Raw genomic sequence first — 22,142 nt, forward strand, 5'->3', positions numbered from 1 at the left:
AAGCGGATACATTGGATAAGTATGAAAGAAGCCGCTGCGAAACGGCAGTTCACTTGTATCGCATTTACAACCAGCAGCCTTAAAACGCGAGCCTGGTCCCCCGGGGGACCAGGCTTTTTTCGATACCCCAGAAGCGGCGAAGGAGGTGGTAGGATCGAATAAATAGGGATTGGAGCATCGCGGTATCATCCATTTTTTGAGGAGGGAATTTATGTTGGTTAAAGGAAGAAGACAGGTTTACGTCCTATTGCTTGTTCTGGTTCTTATCTCAACGCAGCTCTCGTTATCGCCATCCAAGGTATCGGCAGCTGGCAATTTGGCGCTGAACAAAAGTGTAACAGAAAGCAACCATACTCAGAGCTATATAGCTTCAAACGCAACGGATGGCAATCAAGCAAGCTATTGGGAGGGAGCTGCAAACAGTTATCCGAACTGGATTAGGGTCGATTTGGGCAGCAGCCAAGCCATCAATCAAGTAGTTCTTAAGCTGCCGCTTGCTTGGGGTGACCGTACGCAAACTTTATCTGTGCAGACTAGCAGTGATGATACAAACTACAACACCATTGTTGCTTCTGCGGCCTATACTTATCAATCCGGTACAAATGCGGTCACCATCAACTTTACAAGCACAAATGTGCGTTATGTCAAAATAAATGTGACAGCTAATACTGGAGCAACTGGCGGACAAATATCGGAGCTTGAGGTGTATGGACCGACAGTTGTGGCAACGCCAACGCCTTCACCGATTGCGACGCCAGTTCCAACAGCTACACCTGCTCCAACAGCTGCGCCAGGCTCGATATCGGCTTTTGTTCAAACGGCAGCTTCCGCCTTTAACAGTCAATTCGGTACGCAATTGGAAAACTCCAGTGAAGGCGGTCAAAATGTCGCCTATGTGGACAACGGGGATTACCTAGTATTTAACAATGTGAACTTCGGGAGCGGAGCTTCATCGGTTTCCCTGCGTGTGGCAAGCCAAACAACCGGCGGCAATGTTGAAATTAGACTGGACAGCTTAAGCGGCACGCTGGCAGGAACCTGCGCGGTAACGAATACGGGCGGCTGGCAGTCATGGACAACCAAAAACTGTTCAATAAACACAATAAGCGGAGTCCATAATCTATATTTAAAATTTACTGGAGGAGCAGGTAATCTGTTTAATATCAATTGGTTCAAATTTGCTGCTTCCGCAATTGGCGGCGATGTAGTCGGAAAGGTGTTTGCGGGCTACCAGGGCTGGTTTACCGCTGGGGGCGACGGATCACCTCTAAACAACTGGACACATTGGTCCAAAAACAATAATAATCTGACAGCGAACTCCAACGTAAACTTCGAGATGTATCCAGATATAAGAGAGTATACGAAGCTGTATCAAACGAACTTAGGCAATTTAGGCAACGGTCAGCCAGCCAAGCTGTTCTCCTCTTATGATCAAGAAACGGTGAACAAGCATTTTGAATGGATGCAGACGTACAACATTAGCGGCGCAGCGCTGCAAAGGTTCGGGGCGGATGCAAACTATGCGCCGAATAATTGGAATCAGAACCGCGACAGCGTAGCTGTGAAGGTGAAAAATGCTGCAGAAACCTATAACCGCAAATTTTATGTGATGTATGACATTACGGATCTCAATCCAAGCCAGTGGGTCAATGCGGTCAAAAATGATTTTACCAACAATGTTGTTGGCACGATGAATTTAACCTCATCGACTGCCTATGCCAAGCAGGACGGTAAGCTGGTCATCTGTATTTGGGGGATCGGGTTTACCGATCGGCCGGGAACAGCAGCGGAATCCGCAGACTTAATCGCTTGGTTCAAAAACCAAGGCTATTATGTGATCGGCGGCGTTCCTACCCATTGGCGCAATGGGGATAACGATTCGAAGCCTGATTTCCTCGATGTGTACAAATCGCTTGATATGTTATCGCCTTGGTTTGTCGGTCGGTTCAGCCAGCTAGCGGGCGCTGATCATTACAAGACGAATCAGTGGGCGCCGGATTTCGCATTTACTCAGCAGAATGGCATCGTATATCAGCCCGTGATTTGGCCGGGTTTTGCATGGAAAAACATGAAAAACGGTCCCGTCAACGAAATTCCTCGTCTGCATGGCGATTTCATGTGGCGACAGGCTTACAATTTAAAAAGTTTAGGCATCAATACAGGTTATATTGCGATGTTTGATGAATATGACGAGGCGACAGCGATTGCCAAAGCCGCCGAGAACAGCTCGATGATTCCGAACAATCAATATTTCCTTACGCTCGATGCGGACGGCGTAGCCGTATCCTCTGATTTCTATTTGCGGTTGACTGGCGATATTGCACGTCTCTTCAATAATGAAATCCCATTAACCGTAAATCATCCGACTAGTCATCAGTAAACAATCACAGCTTTATATGAAAAAGGCGTTCCCCTAGCGGGATCGCTTTTTTCATGATTATAATAGAGAAAGTTATTAGTAGGAGAGGAGAGAATGTTTTGAACAACATTAAACATATTATTTTTGACTTTGATGGTACACTGGCTGATACTTGGCCGGTGATGTATCAAGTGATTTCAGGTGTATTCCAGAAATATGATGGCAGGCAAGTGTTGATTGAGGATATGTACGCATTGGCAGGGCCGACGGAGCTTCAAATTATTGAACAGCATCTAAACAATCGCGAGCAAGTGGAAGCAGCCATAACCGAATATGTAGCTGAATATGAGCAGCGCCATGAGGAGCTCGTAGAGCGAAATACGGAAATTGCTGATTTGCTAGTCTCATTGCGGCAATCAGGCATTGGAATTGCCATGTTCACAGGCAAATCGCGGCGTACGCTCGATATTTCGCTGGACAAGCTGGGCTGGGAGGTTAGCTTCGACAAGATTGTAACGGGCGATGATGTGGAGAAGCGCAAGCCATCAGCGGAAGGGATCCATCTTATATTGAACGAGCTTGGCTGGGCAAAGGAAGAAACTATTTTTGTCGGCGACAGCAACGATGATATGATGGCAGGTCAAGAAGCTGGAATACGTACCTTTGCTGCCCAGTGGATGGCTGTCGTGCAGGATAAAGATTACCGGGTCCTGCCGGAGCGGATTTTTAACGAGGTAGAAGCGTTCAAGCAGTTTGTACTTGAGCAATTAGAGAAAGTCTAATTTTAAACAGTTAAAAAGAGAGTATCCCATATATTGGATGCTCTCTTTTTTTATATTGCAACTACTAAGGCAATAAGCATCATAGGATTAGGAAAGAGGCTAACAATAGGACAGAAAGTTTAAAAATGCCTCATGTGGAATGCCGTGTGATTGACTTAAACTAAACGAGACACGGAAAGGAAAGGTGAGGGCATGGCGAAAATAACGGGAATCAAATGTATTCGAACGCGTAAGAACGGAACTTGGACGATCGTAAAGGTGATGACCGATCAAGACGGGCTTTATGGACTCGGCTCGGCTTCGGATGTCTACAATCCGGAAGCCGTTGTACAAGTTATTGAGCAATTGCTGGCGCCGCTTCTGATCGGCAAAGATGCCGCTAACATAGAAGATTTGTGGCAGACGATGTATATGAGCGGCTATTGGAGAAACGGAGCTATTTTGCATACGGCAATCGGCGGTATTGATATGGCATTATGGGATATAAAAGGGAAGGAAGCGGGGTTGCCGGTCTATCAATTGCTCGGCGGGGCAAGCCGCGCGGCTGTTCCTTGTTATGGACATGCAGGGGGATCGGATATTTCCGAGCTCAAAGAGGATGTCCAGCGTTTTATGGAGGAGGGTTATACCGTCATCCGCGTACAGATGGGCGGGTATGGGGGAGGAGGCTTCATTAATGCTGACAAAGCGAACCTGCCGGAGCGAGCTTGGACAAAAGGTCCAGTGTTTGACGAGCAGGCTTATTTGAATGCCATTCCGAACATGTTCGAGCAATTGCGGTCAGCGTTTGGCATGGGTATCCAGTTTACGCATGATGTACATGAGCATCTGTCGCCTATCAATGCGATTCAGCTGGCGAAGCGGGTTGAGCCCTATGGTCTGTTCTTTCTTGAAGATGCGCTCGCACCGGAACAAATTGGCTGGTATCGCCATCTTCGTCAACAGAGCGCAACGCCGCAGGCGGTTGGCGAGCTGTTCGTGAATCCGCAGGAGTGGACGGAGCTCGTCAAGGAGAGGCTGATCGATTTCATTCGCGTTCGCGTCTCGAAAGCTGGAGGCATAACGCCGTGCCGCAAAATAGCAGCGCTGTGCGAAGCGTTTGGCGTGCGTACCGCGTGGCAGGAAGGCGGGGAAAATGATCCCGTTAACCAAGCGGCGGCGGTACATCTTGATATGGCGATATGGAATTTCGGCATTCAGGAAGTGAACCATTTTAGAGCGGAAGAGCTTGATGCCTTTGAGGGGCATATCGTTAGAAAGGGCGGTTATCTTTACCCTTCGAACAAGCCGGGTCTTGGCATTGAGCTGGATGAGCTAAAGGCGCAGCTGCTAGTTGGGGACAATTGGAATCGCTCCGCATATCACAATCCTTATCATTTGGATCGAAAGGCTGACGGTACGCTTGTGCGGCCATAATAACAAGTTGAAAATTGGAGGTGCTTTTTCTATGAAAACAATCGCAGTAACTGGCGGGAGCGGCAAGCTCGGAACACAGCTCATTGGGGCGCTTCAGCAGGATGGCTATCAGGTTGTTTCTTTGGACAACGAGCGGTCAAATCAGCTGCATTGCAAGCAAATCAAAGTAGATTTAAATGATTTCGGGCAGGTCGTTTCAGCGCTTCACGGTGCGGATGCCATCATACATATGGCTGCTATTCCTGCACCGCTTGGCCATTCGTACCCGTATATATTCGCGAACAATACGGTTGCAGCGTATCATATTTTGGAAGCCGCCTCGATTCTTGGCATTCGGAAGGTTGTTATGGGCTCAAGCGAGTCTTCTTACGGCTTTGCATGGGCACCGACGCCATTTGCACCGGATTATTTGCCGCTGGACGAGGACCATCCGCAGCAGCCACAAGAGTGCTACGGTCTATCGAAGGTAGTGAATGAAGTGACAGCTGCGATGTTCGATCGAAGAAATGGCATGCAGGTCATTTCACTCCGTTTCTCCATGATTACTAAACCTGAGGATTACAAGCATATTGCGGTTGATAAGCCGGAGTCCTTTAAACATATTTTATGGAGCTATATTGATATACGAGATGCAGTCAGTGCATGTATCGCGTCGCTTCATGTGGAGGACCGCGGAGCGATTTGCCTCAATATTACGAGCAACGATACGCTTAGCGAATGGTCAACCGAGCGTTTGCTGCAGCAGTTTTATCCGGGAGTCATCGATTTGCGCGCGCCTTTAACTGGGCGGACAGCTGTAGTCAGCAATCAAATGGCGAAGGATACGCTGGATTGGAGCCCTAAGTATTCTTGGGCAGACCATCGGTAAACAGTTGAATAAGTACAAATGAAAGAGGCCGACTCAACAGGTGCAAACCTAGGGAGGCGGCTTCTTTTTTTATTGGCAGCAGAAGAGGCTGATTGTGGATTTGATCCTATTTTAGAAAGCGCTTTCTAAGAATGGGGGAAAAATAGTGGTTTTTAGCTGATAGAGGCTAATTTTTGACAACAAAAGAAAATATCACCTCATATTTGCCGGCGAATGTATGCGTTAACATTAATAGTAGCAAGAGGAAGACAATACGTCATGAGAGGTGAGCAAGGGTGGGAAGCATTACGTTTAGCCATGTATATAAGCACTATAAAGGGGAGTCGCGTCCGGCGGTCAACGATTTCCACCTTTCCATTGAGGAGGGGGAATTCCTGGTGCTCGTCGGTCCTTCCGGCTGCGGCAAATCAACAACGCTCCGGATGCTGGCTGGCCTAGAGGAAATCACCGAAGGAGATCTGTACATCGATGAGAAGTTCGTAAATTATGTCTCGCCTAAGGACAGAGATATTGCGATGGTATTTCAGAACTACGCCCTATACCCGAATTTAACCGTTTACGAAAATATCGCGCTAGGACTCAAGCTTCGCAAGACGGCAAAGCACGATATCGAGCTAAGGGTCAACCGTGTGGCGAAAATTTTGGAAATATCGCATCTGCTGGAGCGCAAGCCAAGCCAGCTGTCAGGCGGTCAGAAACAGCGTGTCGCACTCGGCCGAGCGATAGCAAGGGAGCCGCAAGTGTTCCTCATGGATGAACCGCTGTCGAATCTCGATGCGAAGCTGCGTGCTCAAACAAGGGCGGAGATTATTAAGCTTCAGAGCGATCTCAAGCGGACGATGGTCTATGTGACGCATGATCAAGTCGAAGCGATGACGATGGGAACGCGGATTGTCGTTATGAAGGATGGCGTTATCCAGCAGGTTGCCCCGCCTCGCCAGCTTTATGATGAACCGACGAATTTGTTTGTCGCTGGATTTATCGGTTCGCCCCAAATGAATTTCATGGAGGGGGGCCTAGTCTTGGAGGATGGTCTTTATTATTTCGTTAATAAGCGAATAAAGCTGCTCGTTCCAGAATGTCATTATGCGCATTTTGCGGTAAAAAGCGGATCGCTTCGCAACTGTGTGATGGGCATTCGCCCAGAGCATGTGTGGCTGAAGCGGGAAGAAGCAAACGCGGAGGAGGATGACTTCTTTCGATGCGTAGTAGAGATGACGGAAGTAACGGGAGCCGATTCGTACGTGTACGTGAAGGTAGGAGAGAAAACGCTCATTGGGAGAACGGAGCCAGAGATCGTTTATCACAAAGAGGAGAAGCTTGTCGTTGGTTTCAACATGAGCAAGGTTCATTTCTTTGATGAGGAAACCGGCGTATCTTTGGCAGCTGGAGGAGAAGACAGATGAGGAGAATGAGGATGCTGGGCATCGCTCTTCGTCTCATTCTGGTACTGGCGCTGGTGTTCGGAGTCATCCGCTGGATTACGGCCAGCGAACCCGTTCTTCATGCAACCTCGGTGAGCACGGAGCAGCTGCTGTCCTATAAGAGCAAAACAGAGGAGCTGCCATACGCGAAGCTGATGTACCAATATCCGGAGGCGGCCAAAACCGACGAGAGTCTACCGTCCATTCTGATTTCACCAACCGAATATCAAGCTGCTGCTGAAGAATCGGCGGTCAGGATTGATAAGGAGCAAGGTGAAGCTGCGCTTTATTGGGAAAACGAAAAGGGCTGGGTGGAATGGACGTTCGACGTGCCTAAAGGCGGCTGGTATGAGCTTCATTTTGATTACAAGCCTTTAGAAGGCGGCAACGCCTCCGTCGTACGCGGCGTTCAAATTGATGGCCGATATCCGTTTACGGAGTCGGAACGCATTGAACTGGAGCGACTTTGGAAGGATTCCAAATTTCCATATGATCGCAACGAGATCGGACAGCAGATTCGTCCTCCGCAAACCGAACTAGCCGGTTGGAGCGCAAAAGCGGCAACGATATTTTCCGCTTCATCCGAGCCTGTACTCTACCAGTTGGAACAAGGCCAGCATAAGCTGCGGTTGGTTGGGGTGAGAGAGTCCGTCGCGCTCCGAGAAATTGCATTCAAGCCAAAGGAAGAAATTCCTGCTTACGAGTATTACAAAAACTTGCATCCGCCGGAAGAGGAGAAGCAGAGCTGGTTCAGCATGATTGAAGCGGAACAGTTTCAGCGGAAATCAAGTCTTGCGATTCAGACCGATTTTTGGTCGGAGCCTTATATTTCACCTGACCCAAAAGGGCGAATTACTTATAACGTCTTGGGCGGTCAGCGCTGGCGATTGCCAGGCGAATGGGTGGAATGGGAGCTTTCTGTGCCAGAGTCCGGCTGGTATGAAATCGACCTGAAAACATTTCAAAACTATCGCAACGGCTTTGAGGCATATCGCACCATCTCGATTGATGGGAAAACACCGTTTCAGGAGCTGCTTCATTACGGTATTCCGACGAAGAAGGAATTCGACATTGGCACGCTTGCTGATGCAGAAGGCAAACCTTTCCTCTTTTATTTGGAGAAGGGCGCACATGTCCTGCGCATGACCGCTGACTCCTCACTCGTTCAGCCCGTTTATCTGGCTTTGAAGGAGACGCTGGATCAGCTTGCAATATTCGACCGGCATATACGATTGCTTACAGGAAACTATAGCAAATCGGCTTTTGACGCCAACATCGATTCAACGCGAACGTGGAATATGAAGAAGCTTGATCCGGATGTCGAGCAGAAGATGACGGAATTTGTCGCCCAGTTAACGGATATTCGGAATTATATCAATGGTCTCAATAAAAAGGATTCTGATTTATCTGAGGCGATCAAAGGTTCCGTAGCGATACTCGAGAAGATGCTGGTGGATGTGAACGTCATACCGAATAAAATCAATGATTTCTCGACGATTCAGAACAATATTGGAACGTGGATGGCAACGCTGACTCAGCAGCCTTTGCTCATGGATTATATCGTCGTTCGGACGCCAAATACGGTGACGGATCTGAAAGTGCCGACGACGCTTTCAAGAGTGCCTTACTCGATTGCTGATTTTGGCCGCTCCTTCTATTTGGACTACGACACGCGCAAGCATAACAAGAAGGAAGCGCTGACTATCTGGGTACAGCGCGGTCGAGATTACGTCGAGCTGCTGCGTGAGATGGTAGATAATGATTTCACGCCACGGACGGGAATTGAAGTCAATATCAATCTGATGACCAACCCGAATATGCTCATACTTGGAAATGCAGCAGGAGACGTGCCTGATATTGCGCTTGGCGTTGGGGAGTCTACGCCAGCTGACTTCGCAATGCGGGATGCGGCCGCGGAGCTGTCTGACTTTCCAGGCTTCAAGGATGTGCTTGATCGATTTATTCCCGGAGTCAGCCGTTCGCTTAGCTACGACGGAAAAATGTATGGACTTCCAGAGGTGCAGAACTTCCAGATGATGTTCTACAGAACCGACATTCTAGAAGGCTTGAACCTGAAGGTTCCGGATACATGGGATGAAGTGTTCGACATTTTACCAACGCTTCAGGAAAACGGGATGACGATGAATTATCCGAAAAGCGATTTCACTACACTTTTTTTCCAAAATGGTGCAGAGGTGTATTCGCAAGACGGTTTGAAGGGTGCGCTCTCGAGCGATGCCGGCCAGCAGGCATTCAAGCGCTGGACAGAGCTCTACAAGAAATACAATCTGCCGATTGACATACCAGCATTTTTCCAGCATTTCCGCGATGGAGATATTCCTATAGGTGTGGCCGATTTCAACACCTATGTGCAGCTGCTCGTTGCTGCTCCGGAAATAACCGGACACTGGAAAATCGCACCACTGCCGGGCATCGAGCAAGAGAACGGCGAGGTAGCAAGATGGTCGCCGCAGGCTATATCTGCCGCGATGATCATGAAGAAAAGTGAACGGAAAGACGATGCTTGGAAGTTTCTAGAGTGGTGGACCTCGGAGGAGGTGCAATCGCAATACGCCAAAGACGTCGAGTCCTTTTATGGGATTGAGTTCAGATGGAATACGGCGAATGTCAATGCGATGAAATCACTAACTTGGCCGAGCGATGACCTGAAGGCGCTTCAAGAGCAGGCGCGCTGGGCGAAAAACATGCCTTATGTACCGGGTTATTATTTCTTGAACAGAGAGATGGAGTTTGCGTGGAATCGGACGGTTCTCGAGGGCATACCTGCGCAGGAATCGCTTGAAGCTGCTCAGCTTTCCTTACAGCGGGAAATGAATCGCAGAAAAAATGACTTTGGCATATCGGCTAATGAGGATTTGAAAATTCCGCAAATTAAACAACCTTACGAATGGGAGGAACCGCAGAAATGAATACGCAGCTTTCTCCCAGCATAGCTAAGCCGAAGCAGAAATCCGCTTTGCGTGTGAAATGGAATCGCTTTTGGCGGGAAATGAGACGTGATGCTTTTTGTTATCTGTTTCTTGCGCCGTTTCTCATTTGCTTCCTAATGTTTATCGTCATTCCGGTTGTTATGGCAGCGACACTTGGATTTACGTCCTATGACGGCTTTGGATCGCTTCATTTTATCGGTGTACGAAATTACATCAGCTTGTTCACACAGGACATCATTTTTCTAACGAAAGCGATTCCGAATACTTTTTTGTTCGCGTTAATCGTAGGGCCGGGAGGTTATATTTTAGCTTTCCTATTCGCTTGGCTCATTCATCAGCTGCCCATTCGCATTCGCGATTACTACACGCTTGCGTTTTATGCACCGTCTATGGCGGGCGGCGTCGCGTTATCCGTCGTTTGGATTGCGACGTTCAGCGGTGACCGCGTCGGTTATTTTAACAATTTTTTGCTTAAGATGGGCTGGATCGACAGTCCGACGATTTGGCTGCAGGACCCTAAATATTTGCTCAATATTATGATTATCGTATCGCTCTGGGTCAGCTTCAGCGTTGGTTTTCTCGCTATGCTGGCTGGTCTTCAGACGGTAAATCGGGAGCTGTACGAGGCTGGCCGCATTGACGGGATTTCCAGCCGCCTGCAGGAGGTTTTCTACATTACGATTCCGTCGATGAAGCCGCAAATGCTGTTCAGCGCGGTCATGTCGATCGTAGGAACGCTGAAGGCGGGAGGCATATCCACCCAGTTGACGGGGATGGCGATTACCCCTTCCTATTCAGGGCATTTGATTATTAATCATATTGACGATTACGCTTTTATCCGTTTCGAGCTCGGTTATGCATCCTCGGTCTCAGTCATGCTGCTGATCATCAGTTATTTTGCAATGAGATTTGCTTATCGGCTGTTCGGATCAAAGGAGGAGCTGTAAAACCATGATTCGAAAACTTCGCAGAGTGACGCCGTTTCAGATCATCCTTGTCACTGTTTTTACCGCGCTGGCCGCATTCATGTCGCTGCCGATCGTGTTTATTTTGAACCATGCCTTCAAGCCGCAAAATGAGCTGTTTCTTTTCCCGCCGCGATTTTTAGTCCAAAACCCAACGCTGCGCAATTTTGAATCGCTTATATTGCATGCATCAAACGCAACGGTTCCGTTTACCCGTTATTTGTTCAACAGTTTAATTGTAGCGGGACTTACGTTGTTTACGGTCATCATCGTCAGCACTATGGCAGGTTATGTGCTTGCGAAATACCAGTTTCATTTCAAGCAGCTGATTTTGTCTCTTATTACTTTATCGTTGATGTTCGCACCTGAGACCGTTGGGATTCCGAGGTACTTGATCATCAGCGGAATCGGCATCAACAATACGTATTTCGGACATATTTTGCCGGCATTAGCGTCTCCAATCGCCGTATTCATGCTGGTGGGCTTTATATCGCAAATTCCGGGAGAGCTGCTGGAAGCAGCCAAGATCGACGGGGCCAGCCACTTCGGTATTTTTACCAAAATGGTGCTTCCACTCTCCGTTCCCGCCATCGCGACTATATCCATCTTCACATTCCAAGGCGTGTGGGGCGATGTGGAGACGTCAACATTATTCATGCAAGAGGAAACGATGAGAACGTTAGCTTTCTATGTCAATAGTCTGCTTAGCGGACTGCAAAACAGCGTATCGGGACAAAACATGGCCGCTGCTGCCGGCTTGCTCATGTTCGTACCAAATCTAATTATTTTCTTGCTCTTCCAGCGAAGAGTGCTTGAGACGATGGTCCATTCCGGAATTAAGTAATTCAAACCAGCAAAGGAAGTCGTGACGATGAAGAGATTTCTAATATTCCTGCTTCTTGCGGCGACCTCCATGCTTGTCGCACCAGAAGCGATACACGCGGAGCTTCCCTATCGAACGGCCTACTATGACAGCAATCAATCGACTTGGCTGCGTATACAGCCGGTTTATTCACCAGCTGAAACGAAGGGAATTCGCTTTGTAGAGCCGATCGATCTGCAGGTGGGCGCAGACGATAAGGTTTATGTGGCTGACAAAGGAGCGAACCGAGTTATCGTGCTTGATAATGACGGAGCGCTGCTGCAGACGATTGGCGAAGAAGAGGGAGCCGGCATGCTCAGTGCGCCAGAAGGCTTATTCGTTACGCCGGAAGGTGTCGTTTATGTAGCCGATTCGGGCAATCAGCGCATTGCTGTCTATCGTGCCGACGGTACTTTCGACCGAGAGTACAAGAAGCCCGCATCAACGTTTCTGGAGCAGGAGCATTTTGTTCCCGTAAAGCTTGTCGTTGATCGGCGCGGCGTCATGTATGTCAGCTTGAACTCCTCCTATCAGGGCTTGCTGCGCATGAATGATGAAGGGGAATTCATGGGTTTCTTTGGTGCCAATAAAGCGCAGCAAACGGTACTCAACTGGCTGAAGAAGCTCGTGCTCAACAAGGAGCAGCTGGATAAAGAGACGGCAAGCCTTCCCCGGCCAATCTCCAATGTTGCCATTGATAAAGATGGATTTATCTTTACAGCAACGGCAGCGGGATTCGGGCAGGGCGCTATTCGCAAGCTAAATGCGGGCGGTGTCGATGCCTTTAAGAATAAGACGCTCGTGAACGGCCATGGCATCGTTGATGTAGCAAGCGACTCAAAGGGCTTCTTATACAACATTGATATGGAATCGGCAAACATTAATATTTATGACCAAAATGGCGAAGCATTGTTTGCTTTCGGGTTCATTGATAACGCAACACAGCAATATGGTGTTCTTGGATTTCCGACGAGCATTGGCGTAGATTCTAAATTCGGCGTCTGGATTTCTGACAGCCGAACAGGTACAATTCACAAATTTGTTCGCACGGAATTCGGAAGCAACGTTATGAATGCGTTGGGGCTCTATTTGGAAGGCAAATATGAGGAGAGCAAGCCTTATTGGGATCGCGTTTATGCCCGCAATGATATGTACAACGGAACTTTTCAAGGGCTCGGCAAGGTATATCTGCATGAGAATAACAACGAGGAAGCGTTGTCTTTCTTAAAAACAGCGTTTGATACGAAGGGCTATTCCAAAGCGTTCTGGCAAATCCGACTAGATTTTTTGCAGCAGCATTTCATATGGATTGTTTTAGGCTTGGCAGCTCTTCTTCTTTTGCTTAGATATAGCCGCCTGTTGCTTAAGAAGCAGCTTCAGCGACGTCCTTTGCCTGAATCTTGGCAGCGCCCGCTTGGCGATTTGCGCAACCTTTGGTACGTCATGCTTCATCCTTATCATGGCTTTTACAAGCTGAAGGAAGCTAGAGTTGCACCTTGGATTATTATTTTTATTTTAGTTTCGGTTGTGGCGGTAAAGATCGTGACGATTTATTACACCGGGTTTTTGTTCCATCCCGTGGAGCTCTCGCAGGTCAATCTATTTGGAAGTTTGGGATTATTCGTAGTTCCTTGGGTAACGTGGATCATCGCGAATTATCTCGTATGCAGCGTGAAGGACGGGGAAGGGAAATTCAGAGAGGTCATTCAAGGCAGCACCTATGCGCTTGCACCGTATCTGTTTTTTTCCATTCCAACATTACTGCTGTCCAATATCGTTACGCTTGATGAGCGAGTGATCGTGGACTCATTAAACACGGTTATGTTCCTGTGGATGGGTGTCATGCTGATCGTTATGACGCAGGTCATTCACAATTTCGATTTTGTGGAGACGCTCAAAAATATCGCCATCACGATATTTACCATTGGCACGATTTGGCTGTTTGCCTTTCTCGTCTTCGGATTGTCCTACAATTTATACGATTTCTTCTATCAGCTTTACAAGGAGGTGACCTTCTATGGTTGAGTTCATCAAGCGTACTTCCCTTCGAGTAAAGCTTGCAGCAATCGCAGTTTGCGCGTTACTTATTATCATTTTGGTTGTTATCCTGCAAGGAGATGAGCTCTCGCCGGCACAAGCTCTTGCCTACACAGGGATTAAGGAGAGAGTAGTGAGCAAGGCTCCTCTTTATGAAGGCGAGGCTTGGAAACCGCAAGCGGGAGCTGATGGTTTCGCAGAAGCACTAGCAAGCGAGAACTTCGCGCTTTATATTCAGCCCGCAAGCACACAGATTGCTTTGGTTGATAAACGTACTGGCTACAGGTGGAGCAGCAATCCTTCAGAAGCTCAGCTAAGCAGCGAAACGGTTAAAGGTGTGCTGCTTGCCAACTTGAAATCGCCTTTTGTTCTCACTTATGTAAGGACACAAGGAAAGGATCAGACGATCAGGGAAGTGCTGAACGTGAATGATCCGAAAGTGCAAACAACGTTGATCAAAACGGCAGAGGGGCTTCAGGTCTCCTATGTTTTCCCGGAAAAACAGCTGGGCTTTACGATCCAATACGAGCTTACGTCAAAGGGGCTTAAGGTACGGATTCCAACGGAGGGAATTAAGGAGGACGGAGAATATGCCGTCTTTACGGTAGACTTGCTTCCCTACTTTGGCGCTGCTTCCTCAGAGGAGGATGGATATATTTTTGTTCCAGATGGACCAGGCGGCTTGATCCGATTTGACAGCGAGCGGGCTGGCGTGTCTAGAGGTTATATCCATCAGGTATACGGCCTTGAACTAACCAATACCGGAAATTGGACGCGTTCAGGTGAAAGACGTGAGAATATTGCTTACCCGGTGTTCGGCATGAAACGAGGCAGCAATGCCTTTATGGCGGTGCTTACGGAGGGCGGTGATTCGGCGAATATTGCTGCGATGCCGCCAGGTCTTAAATCCAATATGTATAACGTATTTTCCAATCAGATCTACCGTGAGGAATATTTGTACAGAATGAGCCGGCTTGCCGCACCGCTTAAAGCGGTACAGAAACAGCGATTGGATACGGATAGAGAGGTTGAATATCGCTTTCTTAATGGAGATGACGCTGGTTATGTCGGAATGGCGAAGGCTTATCGAGAGTACATGACGGAAAGCGGCAAGCTGAACGAACCGTTAAAGCCTGTTGAACACACCCCTTTGTATTTAAAAATTATGGGGGGCAACTATACGGAAGCCTTCAGCAAAATCAAATATATTACGGCAACGACCTTTCCGCAGGCAACGAATATCGTAAATGGGCTGCTGGAGAAGGGTGTCGCCAATCTGAAGGTCATTTATTACGGCTGGCAAAATCAAGGCGATTACGATCTTTATGACCGTTTTCCAATTGAGGAGTCGCTAGGCGGCGAGACGGCTGCCAAGGCTTTTGTCTCCAATATGACAAAGCATGGCATTGACGTCATGTTCGAGGATGATTTTGTCTGGATCGATTCGGACAATTCCGATTTATCTGGCAAAACGAACGGTATTCGCGGCATTGATGAAACGGTATTTGTTGATGAGGGATGGTTTATCAGCAAGCCGTCACGCACCGTTGCCATGGCCTATCAAACGATTGAGAAGCTGAAGGAGATCGGCATATCCGGCATTTTGTACAACTGGATGGGTGAAATGGTATTCCATGACTATGATCCATCAGGCATAGAAACTCGTTCGGACACGATTGCTGTATACGATGGCTTGCTCGAATACACGCAGAAGACGCTTGGCACGGCTGGCGTATATCGCGGGAATGACTACGCAGTTGGCCAAAGTGATTTTATTGCTAATTTGCCGCATGAATCCAGCTACGATTTCATGGTCGACGAGACGGTTCCTTTTTATCCCATCGCGCTTCATGGTTATGTATCGTATTCGTTTGGAGATGGCAATCTTCGTAATGATGTAGAAACTGAGTTTTTAAAAGCGATTGAATACGGAGCCGTTCCTTCTTTCTTCCTCACACATGAGGATTCACGGAAGCTCAAGTATACGGCTGCGAGTTTCTTATTCAGCAGTCAATATGAGAAGTGGACAGATCGCATTTTAAAGGAATACGAGGCTTTCGATTCCCTAGCAGGTTTGTATTCCCAAACGATTAAAAATCACGAAAAGCTGTCTGAAAATCGGTTTGCTACCGTTTATGAGGACGGCACACGGGTAATCGTCGATTACAACAGCAAGACGTTCGTCGTAGAGAAGGGAGTGGGCGCCTAATGCAAGCAAAAGCTAGAGTCCGTGCTGCGCGCCTTCATCTCTGGAAGCGCTACGGAATGGGACTGCTGTTCATGCTGCCATGGATTATCGGGTTTGCGATGTTCGTCATTATCCCGATTAGCTGGTCGTTATTTATGTCCTTTAACAAGGTGCAAGTAGCGGTCGGAGGATTTAAATATGAATGGGTCGGATTGCGCAATTTTCGGGATGCTTTTTTGAAGGATAACATTTTCCCAATTGAACTTATCACTTATTTCCAAGAAATGCTGCTAATGGTTCCGATCATCGTTATTTTTGCCTTGCTGATCTCATTAATGCTGAATCAGAAATTCCCTGGACGATTTATTTTCCGTGCGCTGTTTTTTCTTCCAGTTATTTTTGCAACAGGGCAAGTGCTCTCAGAGCTGTTCTTGCAAGGAGCGGGAGATATTCCATTCCTGGAGCAGTACAATTTGCTTCCGATAGTTGAGGAATATGTTGGCAAGCAATTTGCAGAGACCGTAATGGCAGTGTTGGGCAAAGCGATTCTAATTTTATGGTATTCGGGTGTGCAGATTCTAATCTTTATTGCCGGTTTCCAGACGATTTCACCAACGATTTATGAGGCTGTGCGGATCGATGGCGCCTCCCCTTGGGACAGCTTCTGGAAAATTACGCTGCCAGCCTGTGTGCCATTCATCAGCTTGAATGTGCTCTACACGATTATCGACCTGTTCACATTCCCGCTTAATCCTGTGCTGAAGCATATTAAAGACAACATGTTTAAGGTCGATACCGGTTACGGCTACGCCAGTGCGCTCGCTTGGATTTATTTTGGGCTCATCTTCGCGCTGATCGCCCTCGTATTATGGCTGTTTAACCGGAGCCTCAAGACAAGGAGGGTACATTCATGATTACTGCGATGAAGTCTGAGTTCGAGAAGGTTAGCCGCAGCGTAAGGGGAGTTCTATGGGGCCGCAAAGCCCAGAAAACGAAAATGCTGGTGCTCGGACGAAGCTTGTCTGACGGATTGCTGGCGAAGCTCATCATCTATTTGCTGCTCTCGATTGTCGCTTACCTTTATTTACAGCCGATTCTTTATATGGTCAGCACGATGTTTAAGAACATGAGTGATCTTCTTGATCCGACGGTAAAGTGGATTCCGCGCGAGATTACTTGGGAAAATGTGACGAAAGCGCTGAAAGGTTTGCAATATCCGGAAGCGCTCAGAAACACTGCCCTTATATCGGTGACATGCTCGCTCGTACAGGTCATTATTTGTGCGATGACCGGCTATGCGCTTGCTAGGCTGGAGCTGCCATTCAAGGGACTTTTTACGGCGCTGATCATATTGACCTTCTTGATTCCGCCGCAGGTTATCATCATTCCGCTTTACGTTATATTCAGCAAGCTCGGCTTGTTGAATTCGATTTTTGTGTTTCTCATACCGGCTATATTCGGGCAAGGCCTTAAGGGAGCATTATTTATTCTCATATTCCGGCAGTTTTTCAAAGCGCAGCCGCCAAGCTTGGAGGAAGCAGCGAAGCTGGACGGAGCTTCTACAGCAAGGCTGTTTTTCGGAATTATGCTGCCTCTGGCAAGGTCAGCGTGCTTAGTCGTGTTTCTCTTCTCATTTATTTGGTACTGGAACATGTATTATGAGCCATCGATGTTTCTTACCAAAGGCTTCACGCCGCTGTCGATCCGCCTAGATATGCTGGAGGATGTGCTGAATCCGTCCTTGCTCGGAAATACGCGAACCATCGTTAATCCGATTACGGAGAGCACCAAAATGGCCGCAGCCTTCCTTATCATTTTACCGCCGATCATCGTGTTTATGTTCCTTCAGCGCTGGTTCGTTAGCGGTATTGAAAGAACGGGAATTGTTGAATAGTCCGCTGTCTGCGCTAAGGTGCAGCAGCTCTTTGGGGGGGTGATGTTTCGGCAAACAGCTGCTGGAACGGTTTCAACGTTATAAAGAATGCTAAACCGCAAAAAACGAGGGGAAGGCTTACGGAAATAAGCCAATGCTTATGAAGCCAGTTTTGCTCTACAAAACTTAAAGCTTATGCTTACGAAGCTAGTTTTGCTTCACAAAACTAAGCCTATGCTTACGAAGCTAGTTTTGCTCTACAAAACTTAAAGCTTATGCTTACGAAGCCAGTTTTGCTCTACAAAACTTAAAGCTTATGCTTACGAAGCTAGTTTTGCTTCACAAAACTTTTAGGAGGCCAAAAAATGAAAAACAAAAGCGCTTTGACATGGATGTTGTGTATGGTCTTGTTATTTTCAGTCGTTCTCTCAGCTTGCTCCGGCAATGGAGAAAAGAATAAAACGACTAACACTCCTTCTAATAATACAGCGACAGATGCACCTACGGATGATGCAGCCAAACCGGCTACAGAAGAGAAGCATGAGCCTGTTACGATTAAACTCATTTCATGGTCCGATTCCTACACGGAATTATACAAAATGTTTAACGAAAAATATCCATGGATTACAATTGAACAGGTTCCTGTAAACGGCAAACCAATTATGGAGATCATCGCTACTTTGGAAGCGGCAGGAACACCAGCCGATTTAACTTGGATCGACAGTGATTTGATCTCGTTTGACCAAGCTGGCTTGGTTGAGGATTTGACTCCTTATATCGAGAAGGATATGACATTCCAAGATGTTCAGCTGCCTCAAGGATTTTTTGATACGATGACGTATAAAGACAAAAAATTGGCTGTGCCATTCGTTGACGTTCCGATGTGGATACTCGTCAATAAAGATTTACTTGCTAAGCATGGTGTTGAAATGCCAGCAAATGATTGGACTTACGATGATTTCCGCGATATAGCCAAAAAAATTACCGATCCAGAAGCAGGGGAATATGGCTTAACAACACAGCCGGAATTTCAAATGCGCGTTCTTAGCACAAAAGCAATTGCTGACGGACATGCTGCAAACATTCATTACCTAAATGAAGATTTGACACAAAGCTTGCTCAATACGCCAGATGTAATGAACGATGTTAGATGGCTTTCAGATTTTGTGTGGAAAGACGGCTCCATGCAGAGCAATGCGAAGGCTAAGGAACAAGGCGATGTATCAAGAGAATTTATTAACGGTAAAACGGGCTTTGCGATCGGCGGAGACTGGGTACTTCCAGGCCTCAAAAAGGATGCAAAATTTGAATGGGATGTTTTGCCTTTCCCAAGAGGAAAAGTAAGCCAACCAGGTTATAGTATTTATGGTCCGCTTTCACTGCTCAGCGGTTCCAAGCATAAAGAAGAAGCTTTCCTATGGATTAGCTTCCAATTCTCCAAAGAAGCCCAAAAATGGAAGATTGACCAAGGGGCAAATGCTTCGGTCATCGATCCTGAATTGACAGCTTATTATGATGAAACGCCAATGTGGGAAGGCAAAAACAAGGAAGCTGTAAAAATTGCAAAAGAAAATGCAAAAATTCAGCCGGGCGTAACCATTCCTGCTTGGTCTGAATACAACTGGAACAATATTTTGAATGAAATTATTTTTGATGGAGCAGATATTAATAAACTGATCCCAGAAACGGAAAAATGGAATAAGCGGACGCTAGAGGTTCGTGAATCATTGAAATAATCGGAGTCTACCTTTAGTAGGCTAATCTCAAAATCACCCTATGTCGCTTAGTTTGCGGCAATAGGGTGATTTTTTTGTATTAATAAGGTATGTGGATAGCCTAAGCTTAGTAATTCATAAACTTAGTCATATAAAATAATTAATAATTTCAATATAAATATGTATTATTTAAGAAGTTTCAATCTAATTGGTTTAATTTACATAACAATTTAGTTAAACTGGCTTAATATAGATAAATTAACAATGGGGGTTATCAAAAATGAAGATGGGATTACGCTCGTTGACGAATAAATTTATGCTAGTCATGGCCGCCGCATTAGTCATAATCGTTAGTGTGATTCTCATGTATGAATGGAAATCCACTCGTATAGCTGTTGAGCAGCAGCTTCTGGAAAAGGGTCGCACGATGGTTTTATCGCTAGCTCGCACACTTGAGAATGTTACGGAGCAGGATTTTAAAACAGGTGTTGTGCTGGATGATGGAACGAAATGGGACGGAAACAAGCTTAAAGAGGATTTTTTTAACGATACATTGACTGTAAATCCTGAAAGTGAGAAAGTGGCAGAAAAAAGATTAAAGGACTCATCCTATGCGGGAAAAGAATCGATTTTGTACAATGGAGAGTCCATTCCGCTATCTCAATATGAACTGAAATATGATAGTGCCTATGACCGTTATACGGATTACCGCTGGCAAGGCATTATGGATAGTTTTCTGACGGAGGAAAATGTTATTTTTGCTATTGCAGGCGCTTATTCAGAAAATCCGAATTTTGCGGGCTACATCCCAACGCACAATAGCATTTACAGCCCTATGGGAGAAGAATCAAAAGATGCTTGGGGCGACGAGGGACTTCTTAGTCAAAACTATCGGGCCAATCGGATTTTTAACGATAAAACAGGCTACAATGCCGCTACGAACACGAAGACGGATGATGTGCTCCTGCAAAAATATAATAGACTCATAGATGGAGAAACGGTAGAAACGTGGGATATTTCCTATCCTTTAATTATTGAAGGCAAACATTGGGGCGGGGTACGTGTTGCATTGTCAAAAGAAAAGGCAGATGCGCTCATCGCTTCAGAAAGAACGATGGTTGTCATGCAATTTGGCGGCCTGATGGCTGTTGTCTTGGTTATTTTGTTTCTTCTATCACAATTTATGGTAGGACGTAAGCTTCGCAATATTGTACATGCTGCAATTAATCTCAATTCTAGCGAAGCGGATCTTACCTATCGCATAGAAAATAAAGGAAATGATGAAATTGCTCGCCTTGGTGAAGAAATCAATCATTTCATTGCCCATATGCAAAGTTTAATGCGGACGATTCGGAACAATGCCGCATCCGTATCGGATTTTGCAGGCCGATTGGGTGTAGGCTCGCAGCAAAGCCGAGAGCTCTCCTCGCAGCTTGCTTCCTCTGTGAATGAGATGGCAATTGGCGCGGAAAATCAAGCAGACGGAGCAGTTGAGGCAGCAAGGTCTATGGAGGAAATGGCGACGAGCGTAGGAAGGATTGCTCACTCCTCGAGCCAAATGTCGGAAGCGTCGAACGATATGCTGCAAGCAGCGGAGCTGGGCCATGAAAAATCGGATCATGCGGTTGGTCAAATGGAGCGGCTTGGCGCGGCAACGGCTTCGATATCAAGAGTGATCGGGCAGCTTAATGAGCGCTCATCCGAAATCCAAGAGATGGCAGGCACGATTGCTGCTATTGCAAATCAGACGAATTTGCTCGCTCTAAACGCTGCTATAGAAGCGGCACATGCAGGAGAGTATGGCCGTGGATTTGCAGTAGTATCAAGTGAAGTGAGAAAGCTGGCTGAACAGGCTTCGGCTCATGCGGGCCATATCGAAGAAACGATTAATGAGGTGCTAGCCTTGACTGCCGATGCTGTTGGCGCGGTCACTGCAGGAGAGCAAGAAATGGAACAAGGATTACTCATCGTTCAGGAGCTGAAGGTATCTTTTGACACGATATGGAAGGAATCCCGCCTTGTAGCCTCCCAAATTGAAGACGTATCTGCTTCAACGGAGGAGATGGCAGCAGGCAGCGAGGAAGTGAGCGCTTCCGTTGAATCGATGGCGCAGGTAGCCAAGGATACTTCAACTCATGCTGCGCAATCGGCAGCAGACACTGAGCGGCAAAATCAGCTCGCAGCTGAAACGCAGCAGCTTGCTTCATCTGTAAATGAGCTTTCGGAGGAGCTTCAGCGCTCGATTAAGAGATTCAAAATTGAGTAATTTGGAGCTGAAGTAGATTTATGATGAAATACTAGTCATAGGCGCATGAAATCGAATAGGGAATCGTACAAGTTGAAAAAAAACGGTCAGAACCTTTGTCTAATCCTTTCAAATTTGATACAATTCACAAAACAAGCACTTACAATTTCATAGAATAGCTAATATGGTGCTGCCGTGAATCTATCATTCACAAGCAGCTTAATAGGGAAGTTCGGTCAAAATCCGACGCGGTCCCGCCACTGTATCGCGGAGCAGACGATCATGTTGTCCACTGTCATATCATGACGGGAAGGAGATCGTCTAAGCAATGAAGCGAAGCCAGGAGACCTGCCATAGGAGCGCTCTATATTTCTCACGAGGATGGGAGGGAGATGTTTATTCGTGCTTTTGCAATAGGTGGATTCCTATGCTTCCATGCGCACGTGTTTATCCAAAC

The 22,142-nt window shown here is 46.9% G+C and carries 14 protein-coding genes and 1 riboswitch; all 14 genes read left to right on the forward strand.

All coding sequences use genetic code 11. The features are described from left to right. Window positions 1–211 precede the first annotated feature (211 nt). The 14 genes from AB4Z45_RS20535 to AB4Z45_RS20600 all read left to right on the forward strand — a co-directional run bounded on the left by AB4Z45_RS20535 (window position 212) and on the right by AB4Z45_RS20600 (window position 21,706). The gene (locus AB4Z45_RS20535; protein ID WP_441911243.1) at window positions 212–2,380 is read left to right on the forward strand and encodes a carbohydrate-binding protein; all 2,169 of its coding nucleotides are present in this window, start codon (window positions 212–214) and stop codon (window positions 2,378–2,380) included. A gap of 98 nt (window positions 2,381–2,478) precedes the next feature. Beyond that, on the forward strand, window positions 2,479–3,141 hold the full coding sequence (locus AB4Z45_RS20540) for an HAD family hydrolase (RefSeq protein ID WP_441911245.1): 663 nt from the start codon (window positions 2,479–2,481) through the stop codon (window positions 3,139–3,141). A 192-nt stretch (window positions 3,142–3,333) separates the two neighbouring features. Continuing rightward, entirely contained in the window at window positions 3,334–4,557 is a 1,224-nt protein-coding gene (locus tag AB4Z45_RS20545) for an enolase C-terminal domain-like protein (protein WP_339208028.1), read from the forward strand. 31 nt (window positions 4,558–4,588) lie between these two features. Continuing rightward, window positions 4,589–5,425, forward strand: coding sequence for an NAD-dependent epimerase/dehydratase family protein (locus tag AB4Z45_RS20550; protein WP_441911247.1), 837 nt, complete (start codon window positions 4,589–4,591; stop codon window positions 5,423–5,425). A 275-nt stretch (window positions 5,426–5,700) separates the two neighbouring features. After that, entirely contained in the window at window positions 5,701–6,831 is a 1,131-nt protein-coding gene (locus AB4Z45_RS20555) for an ABC transporter ATP-binding protein (RefSeq protein ID WP_441911249.1), read from the forward strand. Then, the gene (locus tag AB4Z45_RS20560; protein ID WP_441911251.1) at window positions 6,828–9,779 is read left to right on the forward strand and encodes an extracellular solute-binding protein; all 2,952 of its coding nucleotides are present in this window, start codon (window positions 6,828–6,830) and stop codon (window positions 9,777–9,779) included. Before AB4Z45_RS20555 ends, AB4Z45_RS20560 begins: the two co-directional genes overlap by 4 nt. Then, window positions 9,776–10,747, forward strand: coding sequence for a carbohydrate ABC transporter permease (locus AB4Z45_RS20565; RefSeq protein WP_076269448.1), 972 nt, complete (start codon window positions 9,776–9,778; stop codon window positions 10,745–10,747). The genes AB4Z45_RS20560 and AB4Z45_RS20565 overlap by 4 nt, the downstream gene beginning before the upstream one ends. Before the next feature lie 4 nt (window positions 10,748–10,751). Next, window positions 10,752–11,609 carry a carbohydrate ABC transporter permease gene (locus tag AB4Z45_RS20570; RefSeq protein ID WP_054027383.1) on the forward strand — a complete coding sequence of 286 codons (858 nt, stop codon included), beginning with the start codon at window positions 10,752–10,754 and terminating at the stop codon, window positions 11,607–11,609. A 27-nt stretch (window positions 11,610–11,636) separates the two neighbouring features. Further along, a complete protein-coding gene (locus AB4Z45_RS20575; RefSeq protein WP_441911253.1) occupies window positions 11,637–13,652 on the forward strand; it encodes a YIP1 family protein in 2,016 nt (671 codons plus the stop codon). Next, the gene (locus tag AB4Z45_RS20580) at window positions 13,645–15,873 is read left to right on the forward strand and encodes a DUF5696 domain-containing protein (RefSeq protein WP_441911255.1); all 2,229 of its coding nucleotides are present in this window, start codon (window positions 13,645–13,647) and stop codon (window positions 15,871–15,873) included. Before AB4Z45_RS20575 ends, AB4Z45_RS20580 begins: the two co-directional genes overlap by 8 nt. Continuing rightward, window positions 15,873–16,766, forward strand: a complete 894-nt coding sequence (locus tag AB4Z45_RS20585) for a carbohydrate ABC transporter permease (protein ID WP_076269451.1) — start codon at window positions 15,873–15,875, stop codon at window positions 16,764–16,766. Before AB4Z45_RS20580 ends, AB4Z45_RS20585 begins: the two co-directional genes overlap by 1 nt. Continuing rightward, entirely contained in the window at window positions 16,763–17,746 is a 984-nt protein-coding gene (locus AB4Z45_RS20590) for a carbohydrate ABC transporter permease (protein WP_076269452.1), read from the forward strand. The genes AB4Z45_RS20585 and AB4Z45_RS20590 overlap by 4 nt, the downstream gene beginning before the upstream one ends. Window positions 17,747–18,090: 344 nt before the next feature. Continuing rightward, the gene (locus tag AB4Z45_RS20595; protein WP_441911256.1) at window positions 18,091–19,461 is read left to right on the forward strand and encodes an ABC transporter substrate-binding protein; all 1,371 of its coding nucleotides are present in this window, start codon (window positions 18,091–18,093) and stop codon (window positions 19,459–19,461) included. A 259-nt stretch (window positions 19,462–19,720) separates the two neighbouring features. Continuing rightward, window positions 19,721–21,706 (forward strand): methyl-accepting chemotaxis protein, encoded by a 1,986-nt coding sequence (locus tag AB4Z45_RS20600; protein WP_441911258.1) that lies wholly within the window; start codon window positions 19,721–19,723, stop codon window positions 21,704–21,706. A 147-nt stretch (window positions 21,707–21,853) separates the two neighbouring features. Continuing rightward, window positions 21,854–22,055: riboswitch (cobalamin riboswitch) on the forward strand. Window positions 22,056–22,142: the final 87 nt, after the last annotated feature.

It is taken from the genome of Paenibacillus sp. MCAF9 (assembly GCF_052114265.1).
GTDB lineage: Bacteria > Bacillota > Bacilli > Paenibacillales > Paenibacillaceae > Pristimantibacillus.